The organism is Flavobacterium pokkalii (assembly GCF_014596575.1).
GTDB lineage: Bacteria > Bacteroidota > Bacteroidia > Flavobacteriales > Flavobacteriaceae > Flavobacterium > Flavobacterium pokkalii.
Window position 1 is genome coordinate 137,000 of record NZ_NASZ01000001.1, and the last position, 24,003, is coordinate 161,002.

General features: G+C 37.4%; 19 protein-coding genes. 11 read left to right on the plus strand and 8 right to left on the minus strand.

All coding sequences use genetic code 11. The features are described 5' to 3' along the window. Positions 1-65 precede the first annotated feature (65 nt). A complete protein-coding gene (locus B6A10_RS00630) occupies positions 66-932 on the minus strand; it encodes a polysaccharide deacetylase family protein (RefSeq protein WP_238929343.1) in 867 nt (288 codons plus the stop codon). A 17-nt stretch (positions 933-949) separates the two neighbouring features. Beyond that, entirely contained in the window at positions 950-1,978 is a 1,029-nt protein-coding gene (locus B6A10_RS00635; RefSeq protein WP_188219304.1) for a hypothetical protein, read from the minus strand. A gap of 246 nt (positions 1,979-2,224) precedes the next feature. Here B6A10_RS00635 and B6A10_RS00640 point away from each other — a divergent pair, with 246 nt between their 5' ends. Beyond that, entirely contained in the window at positions 2,225-3,832 is a 1,608-nt protein-coding gene (locus tag B6A10_RS00640) for a L,D-transpeptidase family protein (RefSeq protein ID WP_188219305.1), read from the plus strand. Between the two features lie 263 nt (positions 3,833-4,095). Here the strand turns inward: B6A10_RS00640 and B6A10_RS00645 are convergent, their stop codons facing one another. The 5 genes from B6A10_RS00645 to B6A10_RS00665 form a co-directional block, all read right to left on the minus strand. Next, positions 4,096-4,560 carry a c-type cytochrome gene (locus B6A10_RS00645; RefSeq protein ID WP_188219306.1) on the minus strand — a complete coding sequence of 155 codons (465 nt, stop codon included), beginning with the start codon at positions 4,558-4,560 and terminating at the stop codon, positions 4,096-4,098. Between the two features lie 120 nt (positions 4,561-4,680). Continuing rightward, positions 4,681-5,805 (minus strand): PQQ-dependent sugar dehydrogenase, encoded by a 1,125-nt coding sequence (locus B6A10_RS00650; RefSeq protein WP_188219307.1) that lies wholly within the window; start codon positions 5,803-5,805, stop codon positions 4,681-4,683. A gap of 72 nt (positions 5,806-5,877) precedes the next feature. Continuing rightward, positions 5,878-6,651, minus strand: coding sequence for an HNH endonuclease (locus B6A10_RS00655; protein WP_188219308.1), 774 nt, complete (start codon positions 6,649-6,651; stop codon positions 5,878-5,880). Between the two features lie 104 nt (positions 6,652-6,755). Further along, positions 6,756-8,333: an ArnT family glycosyltransferase gene (locus B6A10_RS00660; RefSeq protein ID WP_188219309.1), complete on the minus strand. Its 1,578-nt coding sequence runs from the start codon at positions 8,331-8,333 to the stop codon at positions 6,756-6,758. Continuing rightward, positions 8,330-9,004, minus strand: a complete 675-nt coding sequence (locus B6A10_RS00665; protein ID WP_188219310.1) for a phosphatase PAP2 family protein — start codon at positions 9,002-9,004, stop codon at positions 8,330-8,332. Before B6A10_RS00665 ends, B6A10_RS00660 begins: the two co-directional genes overlap by 4 nt. A 321-nt stretch (positions 9,005-9,325) precedes the next feature. Between B6A10_RS00665 and B6A10_RS00670 the strand changes: the two genes are divergently transcribed. Then, positions 9,326-10,894, plus strand: coding sequence for a sodium:solute symporter (locus B6A10_RS00670; RefSeq protein WP_188219311.1), 1,569 nt, complete (start codon positions 9,326-9,328; stop codon positions 10,892-10,894). An 80-nt stretch (positions 10,895-10,974) separates the two neighbouring features. Further along, positions 10,975-11,895 carry a dihydrodipicolinate synthase family protein gene (locus B6A10_RS00675; protein ID WP_188219312.1) on the plus strand — a complete coding sequence of 307 codons (921 nt, stop codon included), beginning with the start codon at positions 10,975-10,977 and terminating at the stop codon, positions 11,893-11,895. A gap of 1,398 nt (positions 11,896-13,293) precedes the next feature. Here the strand turns inward: B6A10_RS00675 and B6A10_RS00680 are convergent. Continuing rightward, positions 13,294-14,163, minus strand: coding sequence for an AraC family transcriptional regulator (locus B6A10_RS00680; protein WP_055091655.1), 870 nt, complete (start codon positions 14,161-14,163; stop codon positions 13,294-13,296). 264 nt (positions 14,164-14,427) lie between these two features. Between B6A10_RS00680 and B6A10_RS00685 the strand changes: the two genes are divergently transcribed. From B6A10_RS00685 to fucP, 8 genes are all read left to right on the plus strand, one after another. Further along, positions 14,428-16,026 (plus strand): fucose isomerase, encoded by a 1,599-nt coding sequence (locus B6A10_RS00685; protein ID WP_188219313.1) that lies wholly within the window; start codon positions 14,428-14,430, stop codon positions 16,024-16,026. 244 nt (positions 16,027-16,270) lie between these two features. Continuing rightward, positions 16,271-17,413: an ABC transporter substrate-binding protein gene (locus B6A10_RS00690; RefSeq protein ID WP_188219314.1), complete on the plus strand. Its 1,143-nt coding sequence runs from the start codon at positions 16,271-16,273 to the stop codon at positions 17,411-17,413. A gap of 2 nt (positions 17,414-17,415) precedes the next feature. Beyond that, positions 17,416-18,552, plus strand: a complete 1,137-nt coding sequence (locus B6A10_RS00695; RefSeq protein WP_188219315.1) for a CaiB/BaiF CoA transferase family protein — start codon at positions 17,416-17,418, stop codon at positions 18,550-18,552. Between the two features lie 130 nt (positions 18,553-18,682). After that, the gene (locus B6A10_RS00700) at positions 18,683-19,822 is read left to right on the plus strand and encodes a CaiB/BaiF CoA transferase family protein (protein WP_188219316.1); all 1,140 of its coding nucleotides are present in this window, start codon (positions 18,683-18,685) and stop codon (positions 19,820-19,822) included. Continuing rightward, complete coding sequence (locus B6A10_RS00705; RefSeq protein ID WP_188219317.1) at positions 19,822-21,051, plus strand: extracellular solute-binding protein; 1,230 nt, start codon at positions 19,822-19,824, stop codon at positions 21,049-21,051. Before B6A10_RS00700 ends, B6A10_RS00705 begins: the two co-directional genes overlap by 1 nt. Next, complete coding sequence (locus B6A10_RS00710; RefSeq protein WP_238929344.1) at positions 21,051-22,121, plus strand: Gfo/Idh/MocA family protein; 1,071 nt, start codon at positions 21,051-21,053, stop codon at positions 22,119-22,121. Before B6A10_RS00705 ends, B6A10_RS00710 begins: the two co-directional genes overlap by 1 nt. Positions 22,122-22,212: 91 nt before the next feature. Beyond that, positions 22,213-22,656: a MaoC/PaaZ C-terminal domain-containing protein gene (locus tag B6A10_RS00715; RefSeq protein ID WP_055091646.1), complete on the plus strand. Its 444-nt coding sequence runs from the start codon at positions 22,213-22,215 to the stop codon at positions 22,654-22,656. 20 nt (positions 22,657-22,676) lie between these two features. Then, positions 22,677-23,978, plus strand: coding sequence for an L-fucose:H+ symporter permease (gene fucP, locus B6A10_RS00720; RefSeq protein WP_188219318.1), 1,302 nt, complete (start codon positions 22,677-22,679; stop codon positions 23,976-23,978). Positions 23,979-24,003: the final 25 nt, after the last annotated feature.

Here is a 24,003-nt window from a genome sequence, read left to right on the forward strand (position 1 = left end):
CTGTTTTATGAAAATCGGTGTAATCCGTGAAATTGGTGCTTTGTTTTTTTAAAATCCAGAAATAATTATTTAGCATTTTTAAAAGTCCCTTCGATGGATTGCATCATGCGTTCCGTAGTCCAGTTGCCGGATACAATCATGCGTCGTACGGTAAATAACGGATTAAGAGAATCTCTTTTGGTTGAAAGGATAAAAGCCATGTTGTAGCCGCTTTTTTTGATTTCAGGAATCGCTGCTGCGTTCCATAATCCAAAAGGATAAGCAAAGTAGTTAATAGGTTTGCCAATGATTGCTTCCAGTTTGGCTTTAGGTTTTACTAATTGGGTGTTCCAGTCTTCACCCGAATATTTAGTTACCATGTGATGGTCCCAGGTGTGAGCAGCTATCGCATTTCCGGAATCGGATAGTTCTTTAATCTCAGCTTCGCTTAAATAATTCGGGCGGTTGATGGAAACCGTCATGACAAAGAAAACCCCTTTAAAGTTGTATTTTTTCATTTCGGCTGCGCCAATGCTGTATTGTTCGCCACGGGTGTCGTCAAAAGTAATCATCACCGGTTTTTCCGGTAAAGGTTTGTTGTGCAGCAGATAATCGTACAATTGATCCGGTAAAATACTGTGGTAACCCGCATCGGATAAGGCTTTCATCTGTTCGGCAAAAGCGGCTGGTTTTACGGTATAGGTTTTGGTCATTTCCCCGGCAGAAGCCGAAAAATCTTTGATGTTATGATAGCACAAAATGGGCACTTCCTTACGGGCTAAAATAGCTGCCGCATCATTTGTAATTTCTTTTTGGGGTTCTTTCAAAATAGCAACAGTATCCTTTTCTTCTTCCGGAATTGCTGTTTTCATACTATCAGGAGTTGTTGTTTTTTGTTGGCAGCCAAGCATTAGAAATAAAGCCATAGCTCCGAGGAATCCCTGTATTTTCATTTGAAATTAACTGTAAATTATTGGTATTGAATGTAAATTGGTTTTGGCGAAAACTGTAATAATTGTTCCGGAGTGTATATTTTCCAGTCGTTCCAGTTGTCGTTTTTGTAAAACAATTTAAATCCGGTAAACTGAACCGGCTCTCTGTAAATGTATCTTAAATAAGTAGAGCGTTTGAGAACCTGACTGCCAAAACCGTCCATGTCCATCACAATTTGGACTTCCGGAACAGTTTTAATGGCTTTGTAGTTAGTAACCATTCCTTGTGTAAAACGGTGTACGACCAAAACTTTTGGCGCTAATTTCTTTTCGCGAACAATTTTTGCCAAAATAGCAATCGCATCATTGATATCATCGGCTGACATGGTGCCGATTTTTTTACCCGGAGTATGCCCCGTTTTCATCGAAAATTCAGGGTCAATTCCTAAATGTACATTCGGCAAAGCCAGATAATCTGTCAGTTGGCTTACTTCTTCTTTCACCGTGCTGTGTCCTATTTGAACGTCTAAAAATACCAGCGCATTAATTGGTTTTGCCCAATTTAAAAGCGTGTCAATTTGTTTAAACGGCATGCGCATATTGTAACGATTGGCTGCGCCCGGAGCTCCCTGAGCCGAAACCGCGATATAGTGAAAAGCAGGAATCGTATTTACGGTAGAATCGGCAGCTTTCCATCGGGCTACTTCGGCTTGTAATTTTTCAATCATTTCCTCTTTTGGATATTCGCCTAAAACGCCCATTCGTTTCGAATATAAATTGCCGTAATAAGCAATGATTCGGTTGTAAGGCAACAATGCTCCTGGTAATGGATACGGAGCTTTTACCGGCCATCTTCCGGTAGTGTCTTTGTTAGCCAAGGCCTGCATTCGTTTATTGTAATCTATCGTATCAAGACTTAAAACCGTTTCTTTTTTAACGCTGTCTTTTTTTACAATAATACTATCCCGAACAATGTCTTCTTTCGTATTGGATTTTTTTTGATTGCAATTGGTAAAAAGGAAAAACAGGCAAGGGAAAATCAGAATAGCCGGAGTATATTTTTTCATAAAAAAGAAAGCGTTAGTATTTACGACAAATGTAAGTTTTTAAGTAACGACTTCTTCATTTAATTCGTATGCTGTGGGAGAAAAAAAAGAATATTTTAATAACCCTGATTTCTTTTATGAAACAAAAAATACGTTAAGTATTTTCTTTAAAAAGACTTTATTTTTTGAGTTTTTAAAACGAAATGTGTTAACTAGTTGATTTTTTTCAAAAATAATTGTTTTATCTTTATGTAAAAGGATGAAACTATGAGGAAAATTACGTTGTTCATTATAATTCTTTTAACAGGTTTTTCATTCCAATCTTTTTCTGTTAATTTGAAAAAGACTAGTAATAATATTGCTGTTAGTATTGCTTCATCTCTCCAAAAACAGCAAGAGTCTAATTCGACAGTTGTTATTAATAAACAACTTCTAAAAGGTTTTTTTAAAAAGTATGTCAATTTACAGCCATATGAAGCTAAGGTTTCCAGTTTGTATGCGAACAGAAAGTTTCATTCCATCTGGTTTGATACAGATTGCCAATTGGTACCACTTGCTCCACTGTTGTATGCTAAAACTAATTCCTTAACTGAGGAAGCAGTTGAAAGTTGTATCGATTATCAGAACATTATCGATGGCATTTTTGATTCCAATTCTGCTTCGCCTTTGCTTTCTTATGATGAAACTGAAATCATGCTTTCTGTTTTGTACGTGTATTATGTGCAAAATGTCTTTGACGATTTTGATAGAATTCAGTTGCAAAAAATGGGATGGTTTTTACAGGGAAAAGAACTGAATTATAATGAATTTCTGGATGCGTTATTGAAGAATCCCAAGTTGTTGGATTATACCGAAAAATACCAATTTGCCCAATATTACAAATTGCGTTCAGCCTTAAAAAAATACCGTGAAATAGAAAAAAACGGGGAGTGGAATACGATTGAATACGATTCGACGATACAAAATTATAAACCCTATGACAGTTGTAAAACGATAAGCCAAATCCGGCATCGGCTGTATATTTTCGGCTATTTGAAAGAAGATTCTAAAAGCGAACTATATGACCACGATTTAATGAATGCGGTTTTGCATTATAAAAAACGAATGGGTTATTATCCTAATTATTTTATAACTCCTCAGCAAATTAAACAATTGAATTTACCCATTCAGGATTATATTCAAAAAATAGCGTTGAACATGGAACGCTGTCGATGGGTTGATCCGGAATTGACTAATAGCTGTGAATATCTGATGGTAAATATTCCTGCTTTTGAATTGTATTATATTAAAAATGCTCAGGAAATTTTAAGATCTAAAGTGGTCGTGGGACAGGATATCATGCAAACGGTTATTTTCAGCCGTTGTGTCAATGCGATTGTGTTTAGTCCGTATTGGTATGTGCCTAAAAGTATTATCGAAAATGAAATTATGGCGGCTATGAAAAAGGATAAAAATTATCTCGAAGCGCATGAAATGGAATGGAATAACGGCAATATCCGTCAAAAACCTGGTCCTAAAAACGCGATGGGTTTAGTGAAATTTGTTTTTCCAAATCCGGAAGATATTTATTTGCACGATACACCTTCCAAAATGTTGTTTGGCTTGGAATATCGGGCGTACAGCCACGGATGTATCAATTTGGAGAAATCACAGGAATTGGCGCATCTAATCCTGAAAGACAATCCCGACTGGCCAGCTGCCTGTGTGGATGAAGCCATGCAGGGAGATACCGAAATCTATTATCCCTTAGCTAACGAAATCCCAATCCACATTGGTTATTTTACCGCCTGGGTAGATGACTATGGTGTGCTGCATTTTTACGATGATGTGTACAGCAAAGATGCTCCATTAAAAGCCTTGTTATTTCAGGATTAACTTTTTTAGAAGCTAATTCAAAAGAATAAATCATTAAGAAGTTAAGAGATTTAAACGCAATACTTAATTAATTTAATTGTGTAAGGGGGGAAACTGTCCTTAGCTTTCGCAGTCGAGCGTCAAATGTTTGAAGAATGCGTAAAAAGAAAAGCTGTTTGAGCGCAGCGAGTTCTTTTCTTTTAGCATTCGAAAACTAATTTGACCGACGAGGAAGCGTAAGACTTGATTTTTTTGTTTCTTTTTTGATCAAGCAAAAAAGAAAATTAAGGTTTCAATAAAGCAACTTCCTTCGCCGTAACTATTTTTTTAGTTTTATTACTCCAGGAATTCATCACATAATTCATTACATCAGCAATTTCTTCATTGCTTAAACCCGGTGCCGGCATCATGTTGTTGAATTTTTTACCATTGACCACAATTTCTCCTTTTTGACCGTATTTAACCGCATGAATACTCTCGGTTCTTTTCTTTTTTAGCCAGTCGGAACCGTCCAAAGGCGGAAAAGTCGTTCCGTTTCCTTTACCGTTGGCCATATGGCATTGGATACACAATTCGGTATACAGTTCTTTTCCGTTGGCGATGCTTTTTTGTAAAGGCGTTGGCTGTTGCGGTTCGGTTATAGCAATGTAATTTGTTTTTGTATTTGAAGTGATAGTTGTTGGGTTTGAAAAATACAAACTACTCAAAAGGATTAGGCTTAGACCAATATTTATTTTAGTAAATAGCATTTTAATTTGATTAGGTTTAATTTATTGAAGCACTGTTTCAGTTTTTACCCCAGATTAATATAAAATATCTGCGAATCTGCGGTTGTTTTTTAAAGCTGGTAAACGCTAAGTTACGGTAATTTAGTTGGGTATAATTTTTAGAATTCCTTTGCCTTCCACACCAATGTAAATATAGCCATCAGGCCCCTGAACCACATTGCGTAAACGCCCCATTCCGGAGGCTAATTTTTGTCTTCCAATGACCTTATTTCCGTCCAGTTTTACCAATTCCAAATACTGAAATTTGAGCGAACCTACTAATAAATCCCCTTTCCAATCCGGATATTTGTCACTGCTTACAAAAGCCATTCCGCTGGGAGCGATAGAAGGTGCCCAGTAATAAAGAGGTTGTTCCATGCCCGGACGCTGCGTTTCATTGGTAATGATATTGTTGTCATAATTGATGCCGTAAGTGATGATGGGCCAGCCGTAATTAGCGCCTTTTTTGATGATATTGATTTCGTCACCACCCTGAGGGCCGTGTTCGTGTTCCCAAATGTCACCCGTAAAAGGATTTTTAATCAGTCCCTGCGGATTGCGGTGTCCATAAGTAAATGCGGCTTCTTTGGCATTGGCCTGACCCACAAACGGATTGTCTTTTGGTACCGTTCCGTCATCATTCAGACGATAGATTTTCCCTCCGTCACGGCTAAGATCCTGCGGATTTTCATCTTCAAAACCGCGGCTACCAATGGAAAAGAATAAATAGCCTTTATCGTCAAAGGTAATTCGCGAACCAAAATGGATGGATCTTTTAGAGTTGGGTGTCGCTTTGTAAATCTTTTCAATGTTAGTTAAACTATCGTTTTCCAGTTTGGCTCGGATAATTTCGGTGTTGGCACCACCGGCTTCCCCTTCGCCTTCCAGTGAAGCATAGGAAATATAAATCCAGCCGTTTTTAGCATAATCCGGATGCAGTTGAATATCCATCAAACCAGCCTGACCGCGGGTATAAACTGCCGGAACATTTTGCACTTCGGTTTTTACGCCATTGCTAACATGATATAAAATCCCTGATTTCTCTGTAACCAACATCGAAGCATCGGGCAAAAAAACCATTCCCCAGGGATTGTTAATGCCACCTGCAACGGTTTCTAAGGTATAGTTTTTGGCATCCTCCTGAAGCGGAATCGCATCATTAGTTTTCAATTGCGCTTGACAACTCAGGATAATAAAAGAGAATAAGAATAACGAATAGCTTTTCATAATCAAAAAATTAAACTTTTTTAAAGGTAGGGAAAAAGATTGAGAAGGGAAGAATTTCTGTTTTAGTGTAATCTATTTATCAAAGATAGTATCAAGATGAAATTCTAAAAATTCCAATTTTGGCAAATATTTTACAGCTTCTGTTATTTTTAGGTTTTCAATTGGAGCAAAATGGTTTTTGAAGAAAGTTGTGTCCTTTTTCTTTTTTAAAGAACTTGATAAAAGCACAGTATGATTTTTATCGATTCCTATAATTCCTTTGTCAAATGCTTTGTCATATAAAGCAGAAAGGCAGATTCCATTTTCAGGATTTAAGCGATGCTCTTCATTTTTTGACCAAGGAATTATATGACTAGCTAATAACAGTTCGGGAATATCAATACCTGTAATTGCACATTTATTGGTGTAATTGGCTAAAACCATTTGTCTAAAAACGGATTGATTGACTCTTGTTTTTACTTCTCTTGTTACGGATTCTCCTTTTAAGTCTTTTAAATCAAAAAGTAAGTTTTGGTACTTGCTTTCTATGGTAGAATTTTCTCTTTCTGCTAAGATTTTTTCACTTAAGAAAATTAATTCTTCTTGATTATGAAAGAATTCATCCCAAATAGGCTGAACTTGATTCATTCCATTTTTTAAGCCAACAACTCCTCGTAATTGATGAAAAGGATCTATACTTGCAAAGTTTCCTAAACGCATTACTATCGAAGCAGGTGTTCTTTCTATTAGATTTGCAAGTTTTATTATTTCTGGATTACGAGCATGAGTTTTTCCAAACTCTATTTTTAGATAGAGATTGAAAGCAAGGATTAATTCTTCTCGTGACCAAAGGTTTTTCGCAGCCATTATTGATTTAATTAATTTCGTTTCAAAATAATTTCTAAAATAGGATTAATTTTAATTCTATTTTGAATAAAATATTAAAAATGCTACTTCTGTTTTTTTGAGAATTATTTTTCTTCTCTTTTTCTATACACCTTAGTAATATGATATTCAAAAGGCGATTTTTTCTGTAAGACCAATTGGAGTGTGGTTACGCTGTCGAGTTCTTTGGGGTTTCGGATGTTAGAAAGCACATAAGAATCGGGGTGTTTTTTGAGGTAGGCGTTCAGTTCGGCAAGGTTTTGTACCACCGGAAAAATGCGTTGGAAATTGAAAGGAAAAGCCGAATCCATGCGTTTATAGACTACCATTTCGGCATTTTTACCCATTTGCTTGCTTACCGTATTTACCGGATTGATTTCGTTTAAGGAAGGATAAATTTTGCCAAACAACACCAAAGCCAGCAATAGAAAACTCGCTCCGGTGAAGCGAAACCAATAGACAAATTTTCCTTTGAACAATAAAATTCCGCCAATCAGGCTGCCGATAGCGCTAGGAATTAACCAGAGTCCCAGACTGCGTTGGGAAGCGAGATTCGGGTCTAGGGGCAATCCGAAATAAGCACCAAAAGGAAGCAAAACAGCCAGAATTACGATGCCTAAAACACTGATTTTGTTGACACCTTTGGTCAATGTAAACCAATTGTTTTCAAGATAATGTGCCAGCAAAATAGCCAAAAACGGATAGCAGGGCATGGTGTAATTGGGCAATTTGGTTGCCGAAAGACTGAAAAACAAAATGAAAACCGCTCCAATTATCAGTGAAAACAGTAATAACGGATTTTCTTTTTGGTTAAAAGCGTTTTTTAGCGCCTGCGGCAGAAAAAAGGAAAACGGAAAAAGTCCCAAAAGCACATAGCCCCAGGTGATGATAAAAGGCCCGCCGTGTCCCTGCATGGCTCCGGAAAAGCGTTCCAGATTGTTGACTACAAAAAAACCTTCGGTCCAGGCACCATTGGTGAGTTCGTGAACGCACCAATACCAAGGCCCGGCAACTATCAGAATTCCTAATAAACCGAGTAGGGGATAATAAGAGAAAACATTTTTGAGTTCTTTGTTGAAAATTAAAAACAAACCGATGCTTAATCCCGGCAGGGCAATGGCAACGGGACCTTTGGTTAACACGCCTAAGCCGAGTAAAAAATAGCAATATAAGAGTTGTCGCGGATTTCTTTTTACATAAAAACGGTAAAAAGCAAACAGGGCTGCCGAGCAAAAATAAATAAGGTAAGGATCAGGAACGGCGAGTTGGAATTGTTGCAAAAAGAAAAACGAACTCATCAGGATGAACAGTGTTTTTCCGGCGATGCGGCTGCCTGAAAATTCTTTTACAAATAAGTAGCTGCTCATTACGGTGAGTACACCAAAAATTCCGGAGAAGAATCGGGCACCAAATTCGTTAACTCCAAATAAATAAAATCCTAAAATGCTGAAATAGTTTTGCAAAGGCGGTTTATCGACAAACAATTCGCCATTGAAATAAGGCACCCAGAAGTTTTTGGAAACAAACATTTCGCGGGAGGCTTCGGTAAATTTGGCTTCGTCCAAAATATAAATAGGCGAGGCATTCAAAAAGGCGATAAACGGAATAAAAAGTAAAATAGTCAGCCAAAGGCTGTGGTGTTTTTTTGAAAAAAGCAGTTTCATAATGAATTGTTGAGAACCAGAACAGTTTTTGGATTTTTTCTTTTGTTTAAAATTAAAGCGGTGATTTTATCGGCAGTAACAACCGAAAAGAGTCCGATGTACAAACCGATGAAAACGTCTAAGACAAAATGCTGGAAGAGAAACATTCGGGAAAAACCCACAAACAGGATTCCGATGAAAAGCAACCGGATGTGAAAGGTTTTTTTGATAAAACGCATCAGGAAAAAGCCGATGCAGGCAAAAGTTGCGGTGTGTCCGGACGGAAAGGAATGCAAGCGGTTAAAGTGAATGTTAAATTGTGTGGTGTCCCAATGGACGTTTTGAAGCGAAAGGCAGGCTATCGGGCGGAGTTCGTTATGAAAAATAATGTTTTTCAACAGGCAAACTGTCAAACTCATTAATGCTGCGGCGAAAATAAAGGAATAGAGTTCTTTGAGTTTTTTTCGGTTGGTGTAAAAATGCAAACGCACCAGAATAAATACCAATACCGCCAGCAACATCCAGCCGTCACCTAAAAGTGTGCTGTATCGGAATAGGCTGAAAAGTTCCGGATATTCAAAAAGATTGTATCTGGTTTCGATAAATCCTTTGGGTAAAAGTGTCAGAGGAGCCAGAAAAAGCAGGGCTATTGCAAAATGTTGGTAGCGTTTGTTTCGTTTTTTGGAATTCATGAATCAACGTTTTTTACTTCTTTTTTAAAAAAGAAATCTTTGTTTTTACCTTTCTTTTCAAAAAAACTAAAGTAGTCCCGATTTCAGGAATGCCTATTATTGGAATCTTAAGTTATTGCTATTTAATTATTAAGGGGTTTTGGAGTTTGTTAGCTTAAAATGGGTTTGCAAACTTTAGCTATGGTAATATCCTATAATAGTTAGAGAAAATATTATATGAAATCGTTGTAGTTTTCGGATAATTTTGTAAAATCATCAATATGTTGTACGATATGATTATTTGATGAGCAAAAATTCAATTAAAAATCTCATCTTTAATAAATGAAAAATTTACCTTTATTAGATATTGCCATTATTGTGATCTATTTGGTTGCTATGGTGGGTGTTGGGATTTATTTCTCCAGAAAAAACAAGAGTTCAGAACAATATACGAAAGCTTCGGGAGCTATTCCGGGTTGGGCAATTGGTTTGTCGTTGTACGCTACTTTCTTAAGCAGTAATACTTTTATAGGAGTTCCGGGAAAAGCTTTTGGAAGCAATTGGAATTCTTTTGTGTTTAGTTTATCGATGCCGTTTGCGGCCATTGTGGCTTACAAATTGTTTATTCCGTTTTACCGTAGTGTACAGGAAGTTTCGGCTTATTCGCATTTGGAAAAACGTTTCGGATTGTGGGCCCGGACTTATGCTGTGCTTTGTTTTATTTTCACGCAGTTGGCTAGAATGGGTTCTATTTTCTTCGGAATTGCGTTGAGTTTGCAGGCTTTGACAGGTTACGACATGCAGTCGATTATGTTGGTAACCGGTATTTGTATTGTGATTTATACGGTTTTAGGCGGAATCGAAGCGGTAATCTGGACCGAGGTGATTCAGGCCATTTTGCTGACTTTTGGCGCCTTGCTTATTTTGTTTACGATTATCGGTAAAGTGCCGGGCGGCGTGAGCGAAATTGTACAGATAGGTCAGGATAACGGCAAATTTAGTCTGGGATCTTTCTCCTTAGATTTTACATCGGCTACTTTTTGGGTTATTTTGTTATACGGATTTTTTATCAATCTGAACAACTTTGGTATTGATCAAAATTATGTTCAACGTTACCATGCGGCAGCCACTCCTCAGGCGGCGGCTAAGTCGTTATGGATTTGCGTGTTGATGTATGTGCCAATTTCCTTGCTGTTTTTTGTAATTGGTTCCTGCTTATTTGCCTATTATCATTTGCATCCGGAGTTAATTGAGGGTGTGAAATTGAAAGCAGCAGCCGAAGGACTTCCGCTAAGAAGCACCGCAGCGCAAATAAAACTGGCGGCTCAAAATTTAAAACCATCGGATTATGGCGATAAAGTGATGCCAATGTTTATGGTAAAAGAAATTCCAACCGGATTAGTAGGTTTGATTATTTCGGCCATCATGTCGGCGGCGATGAGTACCATCAGTTCGGGAATGAACGCTACGGCAACGGTTTTTTGCATTGATATTTATAAAAGATATTTCAAACCCAATTTAGGAGAAAAACAATTTTTGAAAATGCTTTATATCGCCACTGCCATTTTTGGTATTGCCGGAATGGGTGTGGGAATTATGCTTATAGGGACTAAGAGTGTGTTAGACATTTGGTGGGAGTTGAGCGGAATTTTCTCCGGAGGAATGTTGGGCTTATTCCTGTTGGGTATTTTGAGCCGACAGTCTAGAAATCTGGAAGCGATGATTGCGACCACCATCGGGATTGTGGTTATTTTATGGATGTCACTTTCTGATAAAATTGCCGCGACTTATCCGCATTTAAAAAGTCCATTTGATAGCAATATGATTATTGTAATAGGAACGCTAAGTATCTTTTTGACAGGGGTTATTATTACTAGAATTAGAGGAGAAAAGTTGGAAAGCAGTATTTGAGAAGCAAGAATATAGAATAAAGAGGTAGTTTGACTAATTATTTTATTAGTCATTAATCTCTAAAGATTAAAGAAAGAACGATGAATAAGTTAAAAAAGGGATTTATTCCAGTGATGTTGACTCCGTTTCATAATGATGGAAGTATTGATTATAAAACATTGACGGCTTTAACGGAAATGTATTTAAAATCGGGTGTTACGGGATTATTTGCCAATTGTTTGTCCAGCGAAATGTTCGAATTGTCGGATGCCGAGCGCATTCAGTTAACGAAACATGTGGTGGATATTGTGGACGGACAGGTGCCTATTGTGGCCACCGGAACTTTTGAAGGAACGATTGCAGAGCAGGCTGATTTTAGTAAAAAAATCTACGGAACCGGAATTGATGCTGTGATTTTAATTTCGGGATTGTTAGCGAAAGAAAATGATTCGGATGCGGTATTTGAAAGCAATGTGCATCAGTTTTTAGATTTAACACCGGGAATTCCAACGGGTTTTTACGAATGTCCTGTACCTTACAAAAGAGTGCTTTCGGCAGCCCAGTTAGAAGATTTTGTCAATACCGGAAGAGTGATTTATCACAAAGATACCTGTTTGGATATCAATCAGATTAAAGCTAAACTGAGTGTGATTAAAAATCCTGATTTTGGTTTGTATGATGCTTATATGGTGCATGCGATCGAATCTTTGAAAGCCGGTTCGGCAGGATTGTCCTGTATTCAGGGGAATTTCTTTCCGGAACTGATTGTTTGGATTTGTGATAATTACAATGACCCGACAAAGGCTGATGAATTAGCCGCGGTACAACAATTTTTAGAGTCGAATATGGGAGTGATGCACGAGGTGTACCCTATTGTGGCTAAATATACTTTGCAAAAAAGAGGATTACCAATTTCCAATTTCACACGTAGAGCGGTAGGTGATTTTACTCCAATTGTAAAAAATGCAGTGGATAAACTGCAACAGGATTATGATATTCTCCAGAATGAATTGTCATTCTAGTTTATATATTTTTGGTTAGTGTTAGTGATTATTAAGTCGTCTGTTCGATTGTTTTTATAGAATGACCCTCCTCCCAATTTTTGGTCGTCGTATAAAAATGTAGAGTGCCTTTTTTGACCATAATTTTGGTGCTCCGTACGATTTCCACAGGAAGTTTTTTAAACAGACGGCTTGATAATTTTTTTTTACCCCTTTGCCACAAATGCACTAATTATTTTTAAAATCTTTGCGTTGAAAATTACCGCAGATGCGCAGATTATTTTGGAACACAGATTGAAAAAATTACCGCAAATTCGCAGATTATTTTTTCGCAATCTTTGTATTTAAGAATTACACAGATTTTAATTTTCATATATGAAAATAAACTGATCTGAACTTTTATAAAGCTTTTAGGGGATATAAAAACTTATATGTCTTATATGTTTGAAAAATATTTAGCCACAGATTTCCACAGATTTGACAGGTTTCTATATAAATCTTTGCGAAAGCCTTCTTTCCTTTGCGGTAAAAATTCACCGCAAATTCACAAATTATTTTTAAATCTTTTCCACAGATTTCATAGATTTTCATATATGAAAATAAACTTATCTGAACTTCTTTGTTGCTTTAGGAAGATAAAAAACTTATATGACTTATGTGTTTAAAATTTTTTAGCCACAGATTTCCACAGATTTGACAGGTTTCTATATAAATCTTTGCGAAAGCCTTCTTTCCTTTGCGGTAAAAATTCACCGCAAATTTTCACAGATTTATAGATTTTCATATATGAAAATAAACTTATCTGAACTTCTTTGTTGCTTTAGGAAGATAAAAAACTTATATGACTTATGTGTTTGAAATTTTTTTAGCCACAGATTTCCACAGATTTCATAGATTTTCATATATGAAAATAAACTTATCTGAACTTTTTTGTTGCTTTATAAAGATAAAAAACTTATATGACTTATGTGTTTGAAATTTTTTTAGCCACAGATTTCCACAGATTTGACAGATTTCTATATAAATCTTTGCGAAAGTCTTCTTTCCTTTGCGGTAAAAATTCACCGCAAATTTTCACAGATTTCATAGATTTTCATATATGAAAATAAACTTATCTGAACTTTTTTGTTGCTTTATAAAGACAAAAAACTTATATGCCTTATATGGTTAAAAATTTTTTAGCCATAGATTTCCACAGATTTGACAGGTTTCTATATAAATCTTTGCGAAGGCCTTCTTTGCTTTGCGGTTAAAGTATCAACGAATTCAATTTTTTTTGGAACACAGATTAGAGAAATAAAAGAAATTTTAAAAAATAACTTAGCGTGTCTTTGTGATTTTCTCTGTGAATCTTTGCGAGAACAATTCCGGTTTCGTCTATTTTCTATTATCTATTTTCTTGCTTCTTTTCTCTTTCTTCTAATTCGAAAGATAGCTTTTCTTATATTCCATAGGCGTAATTCCCGCGACTTTTTTAAAATGACGGTAAAAATTGGAAACATTATTAAAACCACATTCAAAACAAATCATCTCAGTAGGAATCTTATTTTCAATCAGTAATCTGCAGGCGTGACTGATGCGGATTTCGATTAAAAAATCATAATAGGTTTTCTTGGTCATCAGTTTAAAATAGCGACAAAAAGAGGTTACACTCAGGTTACTAAAAGCGGCAATTTCGGTTAGCGTAATTTCCTTTTTATAATTCGAAAGCGTATAACTGCATATTTTGTTCAAACGGATGGAATCGGATTCGTTAGATTGGTAAAAAGCGTGCGAAGCGGTAATTTCGGTATATTCTTCTGTTTCCGATAAATGTTTTAAGATATTTAATAAAATAATCAGTTTGTCAATATGATTGGCATTTGGGGCTTTCAACATTTGTTCCATGACTTTTTCGCGGGTTTCCCCATGGATAATCATGCCTTTTTTAGCCTTTTCAAAGAGTTTCGGAATTAGGAAAGATTCCGGTAAATGTATAAAATCTTTTCCTAGGCAATCGGGTAAAAACTGAATCACAATGGCTTCTACATCCAAATCTTTATTGTTTTGGTAATATTCTTCGTGACAACGCCAGGTGTGAGGTAAATTTTCGCCCAATAAAATCAGCTCTCCTGAACCGAAATTACTGATGTTGTCGCCAATAAATCGCACACCTTCGCCTTTGATAACATAATGTAATTCCAGTTCCGGATGGTAATGCCAAATCTTCCCAAAATTAGGTTCCCGGTTGTGTCGTACTTCAAACGAACTTTGGATGCTGGTAGGTACTTTGTGAAATAAAGGCTTCATAAACAATAAGTTTGGTTTTGTTTTGCTAAATTAGTGTAAATTTTACAATTACAATATTTTTTATGATAATATCCTATAAAGACATGCAAATAAATAATAAGGGGCTGAGCTTATTTTTTAGCAAATTTGAAAAGAGACGAAGCCTGTAAAGAATTTATGTTTTCTTAGGTGGCTTTTAAAAATAATCATCAATAGCAATCACAAAAACGATTTGGAAAAACAAATGGTCTTTGTGTTATATTGCTTATAAATAATTTTAAAAAAATGGACATTTACTTAGTAGCAAGTGGCGATTTGCGTTTATCGGCCAATCAGGTATGTTGGGAAGCACAAGCCCAAATGGAGCAATTATTAACTGCAGCAGTTGCCGAGGCAGGCGGAAAAATCATCAGAGCGCACGCTTATGATGCCGAAAAAAAGCACGGTTTTATTGATAGCCAAAAAATGGGAATGCAGGTTTTTAAAAATATTGACCCAACAGCCCCACTAATTGTTGCCGAAAGTGTCTGGCAATATTCGCACCATGTCTTGGCAGGTTTGATTACCCATCAGGGACCAATTTTAACGGTAGCCAACTGGAGTGGCGAATGGCCGGGATTGGTAGGAATGTTAAATTTAAATGGTTCATTAACTAAGGCAGGTGTAGTATACAGCACGTTGTGGAGTGTGGATTTTAGTGATGATTTTTTCAAAACGAATCTGAAAAACTGGATGCAAACGGCTACAATTCAACCGGATTTAAGTCATGTAAAAGCTTTTGATAAGGCGCTTATTCCTGCGGAAGAATTGGCTAAAGGAGTCGATTTTGCGAAAGCATTCCGAAAAGAAAAAGCCATTATGGGGGTTTTTGATGAAGGTTGTATGGGAATGTTCAATGCCATTGTGCCGGATCATTTGTTGCATCCAACCGGAATTTACAAAGAAAGATTATCGCAGTCTTCGCTCTACGCTAAAATGCTGACGGTGAAAGATGAAGAAGCTGAAGCGGTATTAGCATGGTTGCTTGATAAAGGAATGCAATTTGACTGGGGAACGGATGAAGCAACTGAATTAACCAGAAACCAAACGTTGTTACAATGCAAAATGTACATTGCTGCAGTACGCATTGCGGCTGAATTTGGTTGTGATACGATTGGAATCCAGTACCAGCAAGGGTTGAAGGATTTAGTTCCTGCCAGTGATTTGGTGGAAGGTTTGTTGAACAATCAAAACCGTCCTCCGGTTTATGATGAAGAAGGAAAGGAATTGTTTGCCGGAGAAGCGTTGCCACATTTTAATGAAGTGGATGAATGTGCCGGAATCGATGCTTTGGTAACGTATAATTTATGGCGTTCTATGGGCTTGAAAGGCGAAAATACCCTGCATGATTTGCGTTATGGGGAATATTTTAAAAATGAAACTATTGATGGATTTGTTTGGGTATTCTTAATCAGTGGAGCCGCTCCACCAGAGCATTTTGTAGGCGGTTATGAGGGAACTTCCAGCCAGAGACAGCCTGAAATGTATTTCAGATTAGGTGGTGGAAGTGTCAAAGGGGTGAGCAAACCGGGTGCTATTGTTTGGAGTCGTATTTATGTGATGGATGATGCTTTGCATTGTGATATGGGAATTGGAGAATCGGTTGATTTGCCAAAAGAAGAATTGGACCGCAGATGGAACATGACCACACCGCAATGGCCAATTATGAATGCGGTTTTAAAAGGGGTGAATCGCGACCAAATGATGGGACGTCATAAAGCGAATCACATTCACGTGGTGTATGCCGAAAATGAGGCCGAAGCTAACAAATTGTGCCGAATCAAAGCGGCTGCTTTGCAGGAATTAGGAATTCAGGTGCATTTTTGTGGGGATGTAGCTGTTTAAGAAATCAAATTCGCTAAAAATAAAATTTTCCCGATGCCATTTGCTTGATTGTAAAGGGTGTCGGGAAGTTTTTGTTTAGGAAGGTTTCGGGAAAAATAAATTAAATAGTGTTAAATTTACAATTCTTATCGTTTTGTAAATGAAAAAAATAGATTGAACATAGATAAAAACGAATTAATTAGTTTTCTTAATTTTAAAGCTTGGAAATTTATGTTCTAAAATAGAAAAATTGAAAATTCGAAAAATGAAGAAATTGAAAGGGATTACATGGAACCATACAAGAGGGCTTTTGCCGATGGTTGCCACTGCTCAACGATTTACGGAGCTGTATCCGGATGTAGAAATTAGTTGGGAAAAAAGAAGTTTGCAGGAATTTGCAGATGCTTCGATTGAAGATTTGGCCAAAAGATTTGATTTGTTGGTAATCGATCATCCGTGGACCGGTTTTGGTGCGGCTACCAATACGATTGTGCCATTGTCGGATCATTTTTCAGAAGAATATATTAAAGATCAGGAAGTAAATACGGTTGGGAAATCATACGAGAGTTATGTTTTTCACAATAAACTTTGGGCTTTGCCTATCGATGCGGCTACTCCGGTAGCAGCTGCCCGATTGGATATTTTAGAGAAAAACGGATTGAAAGTTCCGGAAACCTACGAAGATTTATTGGCTTTGGCCAAAAAAGGATTGGTGGCTTTTGCCGGAATTCCGGTAGATTCATTAATGACTTTCTATTCCTATTGCTGTAGTTTAGGCGAAGCGCCATTTCAATCTCAGGAAAAAGTAATTTCCGAAGAAATTGGTATTAAAGCCTTGCAAATGCACCGCGAACTGGCGCAATTGATGGATCCGGCTAATTTTAACCGAAATCCGATTCAGGTTTATGAAGCTATGGTAAATACAGACGAAATTGCGTATTGCCCGTTTGCTTACGGTTATTCAAATTATTCCAGAATTGGCTACAGCAAAAATTTATTGCATTTTTATGATTTGGTTAAATTAAATGATCAACCGATGATTAGTTCTTTAGGCGGAACCGGATTAGCAGTTTCTTCTTTCAGCGAAAACCTTCCGGAAGCCTTGAAATATGCTGAATTTACAGGTTCTTCTCAGGTACAGCAAAATATTTTTTCTGATAATGGTGGTCAACCGGGACATTTGCAAGCCTGGAAAAGTGAACGTATTAACGGAATCACCCACGATTATTTCAAAAATACTTTGCCTGCTTTAGAAAGAGCTTTCTTGCGTCCAAGATATGCCGGGCACATGTATTTTCAGGATCATGCCGGTGATGTAGTGCGTGATTATTTAATGAACGGTGGAGACGAAAAAGCTGTTTTGGCAGCGATGGACGCTTTGTATATCAAATCATTAAAAAACGAATAGCTATGAGACCTTTAGAAGGCATAGTGGTATTGGAGTTTTGCCAATTTTTGGCGGGACCTTCGGCAGGATTAAAACTCGCCGATTTAGGTGCGCGCGTCATTAAAATTGAAAGACCCGTAAAAGGAGAAGCCTGTCGTCAGCTGAGTATTAAAGATTTATTTGTGGACGAAAGCAGTTTGTTGTTTCATACCATTAATCGAAATAAAGATTCTTTTGCAGCGGACTTAAAAAATCCTGACGATTTAGAGTTGGTCAAACGTTTGATCACTAAGGCTGATGTGATGACACATAATTTTCGACCGGGTGTGATGGATAAAATTGGTTTGGCTTTCGCCGATGCCATTGCGATCAATCCTAAAATCATTTACGGTGTAGTTTCGGGTTATGGAGATGAAGGACCATGGGCTAAAAAACCGGGACAGGATTTATTGGTACAATCTTTATCTGGTTTGACTTGGCTAAGCGGAAGAGACAGTCAGGGACCGGTTCCCTTTGGTTTATCAACTGCCGATATTATGTGCGGCAATCATTTGACGCAAGGAATTTTGGCCGCTTTGTTAAAAAGAGCCAAAACTAATAAAGGTGTCTTGGTTGAGGTTTCTCTGATAGAATCGATTTTGGATGTGCAATTTGAAGCAATCACTTCGTACTTAAATGATGGTGGAAAATTACAAAAAAGAGGTGATGTTGCCGGAAGCGCTCATGCTTTCCTGAGTGCGCCTTATGGGGTTTATAAAACTCAGGATGGTTATCTTTCTTTAGCAATGGGCGATTTGATGTATATTGGCGAATTGCTTGGTGTTGATTTGAAAGCCTATTCTGAAAAGCATTTATGGTTTGAAAAACGCGACGAAATCAGAACGCTTTTGTGTGATAGATTGATACAAAAAACAACAGACCATTGGTTGCAAATCTTACAGGAAAAAGGTATTTGGTGTGGAAAAGTATTGAATTATCAGGAATTAGATGCGATTGATTTTGGGATGCCCATGAAACAAGTAATTGAAAATTCCGAGCATAAAACCATTACCACTACCCGCAGTCCGATTCAGTTGGATGGCCAAATTTTGACCAGTCGAAAAGCAGCTCCAAAAGTAGGAGAGCATAATGTGGATATACAAAAAGAGTTTATTCGCTAGATTGTTAAATCGTTTATTTGTTGAATTGTTTAATGTATTAAAATGTTTAACAAATAATCACGCTTCAACAGTTAGGGATGAAAAAATAAACGATTCAACGAATAAACTATAAAAACGGTTAAACAAAAAAATGAAACCTTTAGAAGATTATTTAATTATTGATTTCAGTCAGTTTCTTTCGGGACCTTCTGCCAGTTTACGCTTGGCGGATTTAGGAGCCCGCGTGATTAAAATTGAAAAACCCGGAACAGGTGATATTTGCCGTACTTTATATATTTCGGATTTGATTATGAACGGAGAATCCTCTGTTTTTCATACGATCAATCGAAACAAAGAATCTTTTGCCATCGATTTTAAACAACCAGAAGAATTAGCCAAACTGAAGAAACTATTGGCGAAAGCCGATGTAGTGATGCATAATTTCAGACCGGGTGTTATGGAACGCATCGGGCTGAGTTATGAAGAAGTACAAAAGATAAACCCGAATGTGGTTTATGCCTCGATAAGTGGTTATGGATCCAAAGGAGCTTTTAAAGACAAGCCTGGACAGGATTTGTTATTGCAATCCTTAACAGCATTGACCTGGCTTACCGGAAATGAAGGTGATGGTCCGGTTCCTATGGGATTGTCTATTGTGGATATGTTGGCCGGAGCACATTTGGCGCAAGGAATTTTAGCGGCTTTGTATCGAAAAGTGATTCAAAATATCGGAGCAAAAGTAGAAGTAAGCATGCTGGAATCGGCATTTGATTTTCAGTTTGAAACCATTACGACCTTCTTTAATGACGGTGGCGAATTACCGGTAAGAACCAAAACCAATAATGCCAATGCGTATTTAGGAGCGCCTTACGGAATTTATCAAACCAAAAATGGTTACATAAGTTTAGCCATGGGATCGATTCCGGTGCTGGCAGAACTTTTGTCTTGTGAAGCATTGAAACAATTTCCGGAAAACAAATTCATTTTAAGAGACGAAATCAAATCGATTTTGGCTGAACATTTGCGTACGCAGGATTCCGAATATTGGTTAAATATTTTAGAGCCGGCTGATATTTGGTGTGCCAATGTCTTAAACTACGAACAACTTTTTGCCCAGGAAGGATTCCGGGTTTTAGACTTTGTTCAGGAAGTTGAAATGACCGATGGGTATCGCTATAAAACTACGCGATGTCCTATTCGTATTGACGGAGAATTATTTACATTTGGAAAAGCCTCTCCGAAATTAGGTCAGGATAACGAAAAAATTATTAAAGAATTTAATCTTTGCTAATGGAAAATTCAACATTTAGAATTGCAGTTCGAAAATTTGGGCCTTTTGAAACGGCCATGCAAAAACTATGGGATGCCTTTTGTCTAAAAAACGATATTAGTATCGCGGTAGAAATGGTGCCTATGGAATTACATGATTTGTATGAGCAAACCATTAGTGAAGAAGGTTTGAAAAAAGGTGACTGGGATATTGCCCACATCAATACCGACTGGATTTTTGATGCCACTCATGCAAAAGCGGTTGAGGATTTGAGACCTTATATAGCTCAAAAAGCGCCTCAGGATTTCCCTCAGGGCTGGCATAATTCGTTGTTGCATTTACAGGAAATTGACGGTGGAATTCATGGATTGCCTTTTCATGATGGTCCTGAATGTTTGATTTACAGAAAAGATTTATTTGAAAATCCAATTGAAAAAGAAAATTTCAAAAAGGAGTATGGTTATGAATTAGCGCCACCTAAAACCTGGCTGGAATTTGAACAAATGGCTACTTTTTTTAATCGCCCAGATGAAAATTTATACGGTTGCGTTTTTGCCAATTATCCTGACGGACATAATATGGTTTTTGATTTTTGCCTGCATTTATGGACTCGCGGAGGTTCTTTGATCAACAATGAAAATCGTGTAAACGTTAACACTCAGGCTGCTATTGATACATTGGATTATTACCGTTACATCGTTAAGAAAACTGATGCGGTACATCCGGGTTCTATTGATTTTGGTTCTGTTGAAGCCGGAATGGCTTTCGCCAATGCAGAAGCTGCGATGACCATCAACTGGTTTGGATTTGCTTCGATGTCGGAGGTAATTGCCGAATCTAAGGTGAAAGGAAAAGTAGATGTTACAACTTTACCTTTTGCCGAAGGCGGAAAAACAGCTTCGCTAAATGTGTATTGGTTGTACACCATTGGAACCGGAAGTAAGTACAAACAACTGGCTTATGATTTTTTACGCTTTGCAACCACTGCCGAAAGTGATAAATTATTAACCAATGAAGGAGGAATTGGTTGTCGAAAATCGACCTGGAAAGATCCGGAAATCAACGCTACAATTCCTTATTATCATAAATTGGAAAGTTTGCATGAAAATGCACATACTTTACCTCAAATAGCGGTTTGGCCGGATATCGCCATTTTGATTGACCAAATGGTTTTGACCGCTTTAAAAACAGAGATCCCATCAGCGGATTTATTAAAAAATACACAAATTGAAATTGAAAAAATACTATAATGATGCATATTCCCTATAAACCTGAATTACCCAAAACCAAACAACCCATAGTAATTATTGGTGCCAGCGGAATTGTAAAAGATGCCCATTTACCTGCTTATAAAATGGCAGGATTTGAAGTTTTTGGAATTACTAACCGAACTTTTGCCAAAGCACAGGCTATGGCAGAAGAATTTGGAATTCCGCATGTTTTTGAAACCGTAGCAGATGCGGTTAAAAATGCTCCCGCTAATGCTGTTTATGATATTACGGTGATGCCGGAGCAATACATTGAAATTTTAGAACAATTGCCTGATGGTGCGGCTGTTTTAATCCAAAAACCAATGGGAAATGATTTGGCCGAAGCCAAAGAAATTCTTGCCGTTTGCGAAAGAAAAAATTTGGTGGGTGCGATTAATTTCCAATTGCGTTTTGCGCCATTCGTAGCCGCTGCACGTCATTTGATCAACGAAGGAATCATTGGTGAATTGTATGATTTGGAATTCAAAGTAACGGTAAATACGCCTTGGGAAATGTTTCCTGTGGTGAAAGTGCATCCACGATTGGAGATTTTGTTCCATAGTGTGCATTATATTGATTGTATTCGCTCTTTTGTGGGTGATCCAAAATCAGTTTTGGCTAAAACTTGGAAGCATCCGTTGAAGGATTTGTCATCATCGCGTTCGACTATTATTTTAGATTATGGCGATACCATGCGTGCCGTAATCAATACGAATCACGATCATCATTTTGGGCCACAGCATGAAGAAAGTTACATAAAATGGGAAGGAACTAAAGGCGCTGTCAAAGCCAAAATGGGCTTGTTGATGAATTATCCTGTGGGATTGGAAGATGTTTTCGAATATGCGGTGCAAAATGAAAATGGGAATTATGAATGGACTAAAGTGCAATTGGAAGGTTCCTGGTTTCCGGAAGCTTTTGTGGGTACGATGGCCAATTTGATGCGTTTTAAAGAAGGTTCGGATCCGGTATTGCATGCCAGTGTAGAAAATGTACTGGGAACTATGAAAGTGGTGGAAGCCTGCTATATCAGTAATAAAAATGGAGGAATTCCACAAATGGAGTTATAAAAACGAAAAAAGTCCTTAGTTGTTAGTCCTTAGTTTTTAAGGATAGACTAATTGCTAAGGACTAACAACTAAAGACTAAAAAACTAAAAATATGTATTTCAAATCAACTTTTTTCGAAGATTATCAATTAAATGAAAAGCGTGTGACGCTGGGAAGAACCATTACCGAAACGGATTTTGTGGTTCACGCCGGACACACAGGCGATTTTTTTCCCCATCACATGGACGAAGAGTGGTGTAAAACCCAGCCTTTTGGGCAGCGTATTGCTCATGGAACGATGGTCTTTGCTATTGGAATCGGATTGACGGCTTCGGAAATTAATCCGGAAGCTTTTTCTAAAGGTTATGACCGCATGCGATTTGTAAAACCGGTTCACATTGGGGACACAATCCACTCGGAAATTACGATTTCTGAAAAAGGAGAAGCCAAAAGACCGGAAATGGGAACGGTAACCGAACACGTGGAAATCATTAACCAAAGAGGTGAAGTGGTAATGGTATGTGATCATTTGTTACTGGTAAAAAAGAAAAATTAACCAACCTATAATTTTAAATTATGCAAATAACAAATCAGATGGGTGACCAGCACAATGTGCCGACTGAGGGAGGAAAAGGCCCTAATTATGTGTTGCCTTTTATTTTAATTACGAGTTTGTTTTTCCTTTGGGGAATGGCTCATAATTTGGATTCAATTTTGATTCCACATCTTAAAAAAGCCTGTCAGCTGAATAACCGACAATCAACATTAATTGATACTTCAGTGTTTTTGGCTTATTTTTTAATGGCAATTCCTGCGGGAATGATTATTAAAAAAGTAGGTTATAAAAACAGTATTATCATTGGTCTTTTGGTATTTGCATCAGGGGCATTTTTGTTTGTTCCGGCAGCGAATACAAGAGCTTATGAATTGTTTCTGTTAGCCTTATTTATTATTGGTTGCGGACTGACAATTCTGGAAACCAGTGCCAATCCTTATGCAGCCATTTTAGGACCTCCTGAATCTTCTTCCAAACGATTGAATTTGGCGGCTTCTTTTAACGGTTTAGCGGCTATGGTTGCTCCAATAATAGGGTCAATGTTTATTCTTTCCGGTAAAAGTTTTACTCCGGAACAAATGGCGGTGATGCCTGAGGCGGAAAGATTATCCTATTTAGCGGGTGAAGCTGCTGCTGTAAAAATGCCTTATATTGTTTTAGGAACAATTTTAGTTTTGGTGGCAGTGTTGTTTTATTTTATGCATTTGCCATCTATGAAACCAGATCATGCAGAGGTAGAAGTGAAACCCGGATTTTTTTCGGTTTTAAAATACCGTCATTTGAGTTGGGCAGTTATTGCTCAGTTTTTCTACGTAGGAGCGCAGGTTTGTGTGACCAGTTTCTTTATCCGAATGGCAGAACAGGGTGCAAATATGGATGAAAAAACAGCAGCTTATTATTTAGGACTTTATGGAGTACTGTTTATGGGCGGTCGTTTTATTGGAACTTTCTTTTTAAGATATGTAAAAGATTATGTATTGCTTTCTATTTATGCTGTTTTGAGTGCGATCCTTTGTGCAGTGGCTATTTATGGTAGTGGTATTGTAGTAATTTATGCTTTAGGAGCTATTGGATTTTTTATGTCGATTATGTTCCCAACGATTTTCTCTTTGGGATTAGTTGGCTTGAAAAACAATACCGAAACCGGTTCTTCCTGGCTGGTCATGTCTATCGTTGGAGGAGCGATCTTACCTTACGGAATGGGAACTTTGATTGATATGAATCACGATGATATTCAGTCGGGTTATATCATTCCTTTAGTATGTTTCTTAATCATTCTTTATTTTGGAGTGTTTGGACACAAAGTAAAAAAAGCGGCTTAATTTTTTCTTTAAATAAATCGAAATC

What these genes read in the sequence shown, in the direction of transcription:
- B6A10_RS00670 (WP_188219311.1), top strand. Translation starts at nt 9,326, where the DNA reads ATGAAAAATTTACCTTTATTAGATATTGCCATTATTGTGATCTATTTG.
- B6A10_RS00640 (WP_188219305.1), top strand. Translation starts at nt 2,225, where the DNA reads ATGAGGAAAATTACGTTGTTCATTATAATTCTTTTAACAGGTTTTTCA.
- B6A10_RS00710 (WP_238929344.1), top strand. Translation starts at nt 21,051, where the DNA reads ATGATGCATATTCCCTATAAACCTGAATTACCCAAAACCAAACAACCC.
- B6A10_RS00700 (WP_188219316.1), top strand. Translation starts at nt 18,683, where the DNA reads ATGAAACCTTTAGAAGATTATTTAATTATTGATTTCAGTCAGTTTCTT.
- B6A10_RS00685 (WP_188219313.1), top strand. Translation starts at nt 14,428, where the DNA reads ATGGACATTTACTTAGTAGCAAGTGGCGATTTGCGTTTATCGGCCAAT.
- B6A10_RS00630 (WP_238929343.1), bottom strand. Translation starts at nt 932, where the DNA reads ATGAAAATACAGGGATTCCTCGGAGCTATGGCTTTATTTCTAATGCTT.
- B6A10_RS00680 (WP_055091655.1), bottom strand. Translation starts at nt 14,163, where the DNA reads ATGAAGCCTTTATTTCACAAAGTACCTACCAGCATCCAAAGTTCGTTT.
- B6A10_RS00660 (WP_188219309.1), bottom strand. Translation starts at nt 8,333, where the DNA reads ATGAAACTGCTTTTTTCAAAAAAACACCACAGCCTTTGGCTGACTATT.
- B6A10_RS00655 (WP_188219308.1), bottom strand. Translation starts at nt 6,651, where the DNA reads ATGGCTGCGAAAAACCTTTGGTCACGAGAAGAATTAATCCTTGCTTTC.
- B6A10_RS00705 (WP_188219317.1), top strand. Translation starts at nt 19,822, where the DNA reads ATGGAAAATTCAACATTTAGAATTGCAGTTCGAAAATTTGGGCCTTTT.
- B6A10_RS00675 (WP_188219312.1), top strand. Translation starts at nt 10,975, where the DNA reads ATGAATAAGTTAAAAAAGGGATTTATTCCAGTGATGTTGACTCCGTTT.
- fucP (WP_188219318.1), top strand. Translation starts at nt 22,677, where the DNA reads ATGCAAATAACAAATCAGATGGGTGACCAGCACAATGTGCCGACTGAG.
- B6A10_RS00645 (WP_188219306.1), bottom strand. Translation starts at nt 4,560, where the DNA reads ATGCTATTTACTAAAATAAATATTGGTCTAAGCCTAATCCTTTTGAGT.
- B6A10_RS00665 (WP_188219310.1), bottom strand. Translation starts at nt 9,004, where the DNA reads ATGAATTCCAAAAAACGAAACAAACGCTACCAACATTTTGCAATAGCC.
- B6A10_RS00715 (WP_055091646.1), top strand. Translation starts at nt 22,213, where the DNA reads ATGTATTTCAAATCAACTTTTTTCGAAGATTATCAATTAAATGAAAAG.
- B6A10_RS00650 (WP_188219307.1), bottom strand. Translation starts at nt 5,805, where the DNA reads ATGAAAAGCTATTCGTTATTCTTATTCTCTTTTATTATCCTGAGTTGT.
- B6A10_RS00695 (WP_188219315.1), top strand. Translation starts at nt 17,416, where the DNA reads ATGAGACCTTTAGAAGGCATAGTGGTATTGGAGTTTTGCCAATTTTTG.
- B6A10_RS00690 (WP_188219314.1), top strand. Translation starts at nt 16,271, where the DNA reads ATGAAGAAATTGAAAGGGATTACATGGAACCATACAAGAGGGCTTTTG.
- B6A10_RS00635 (WP_188219304.1), bottom strand. Translation starts at nt 1,978, where the DNA reads ATGAAAAAATATACTCCGGCTATTCTGATTTTCCCTTGCCTGTTTTTC.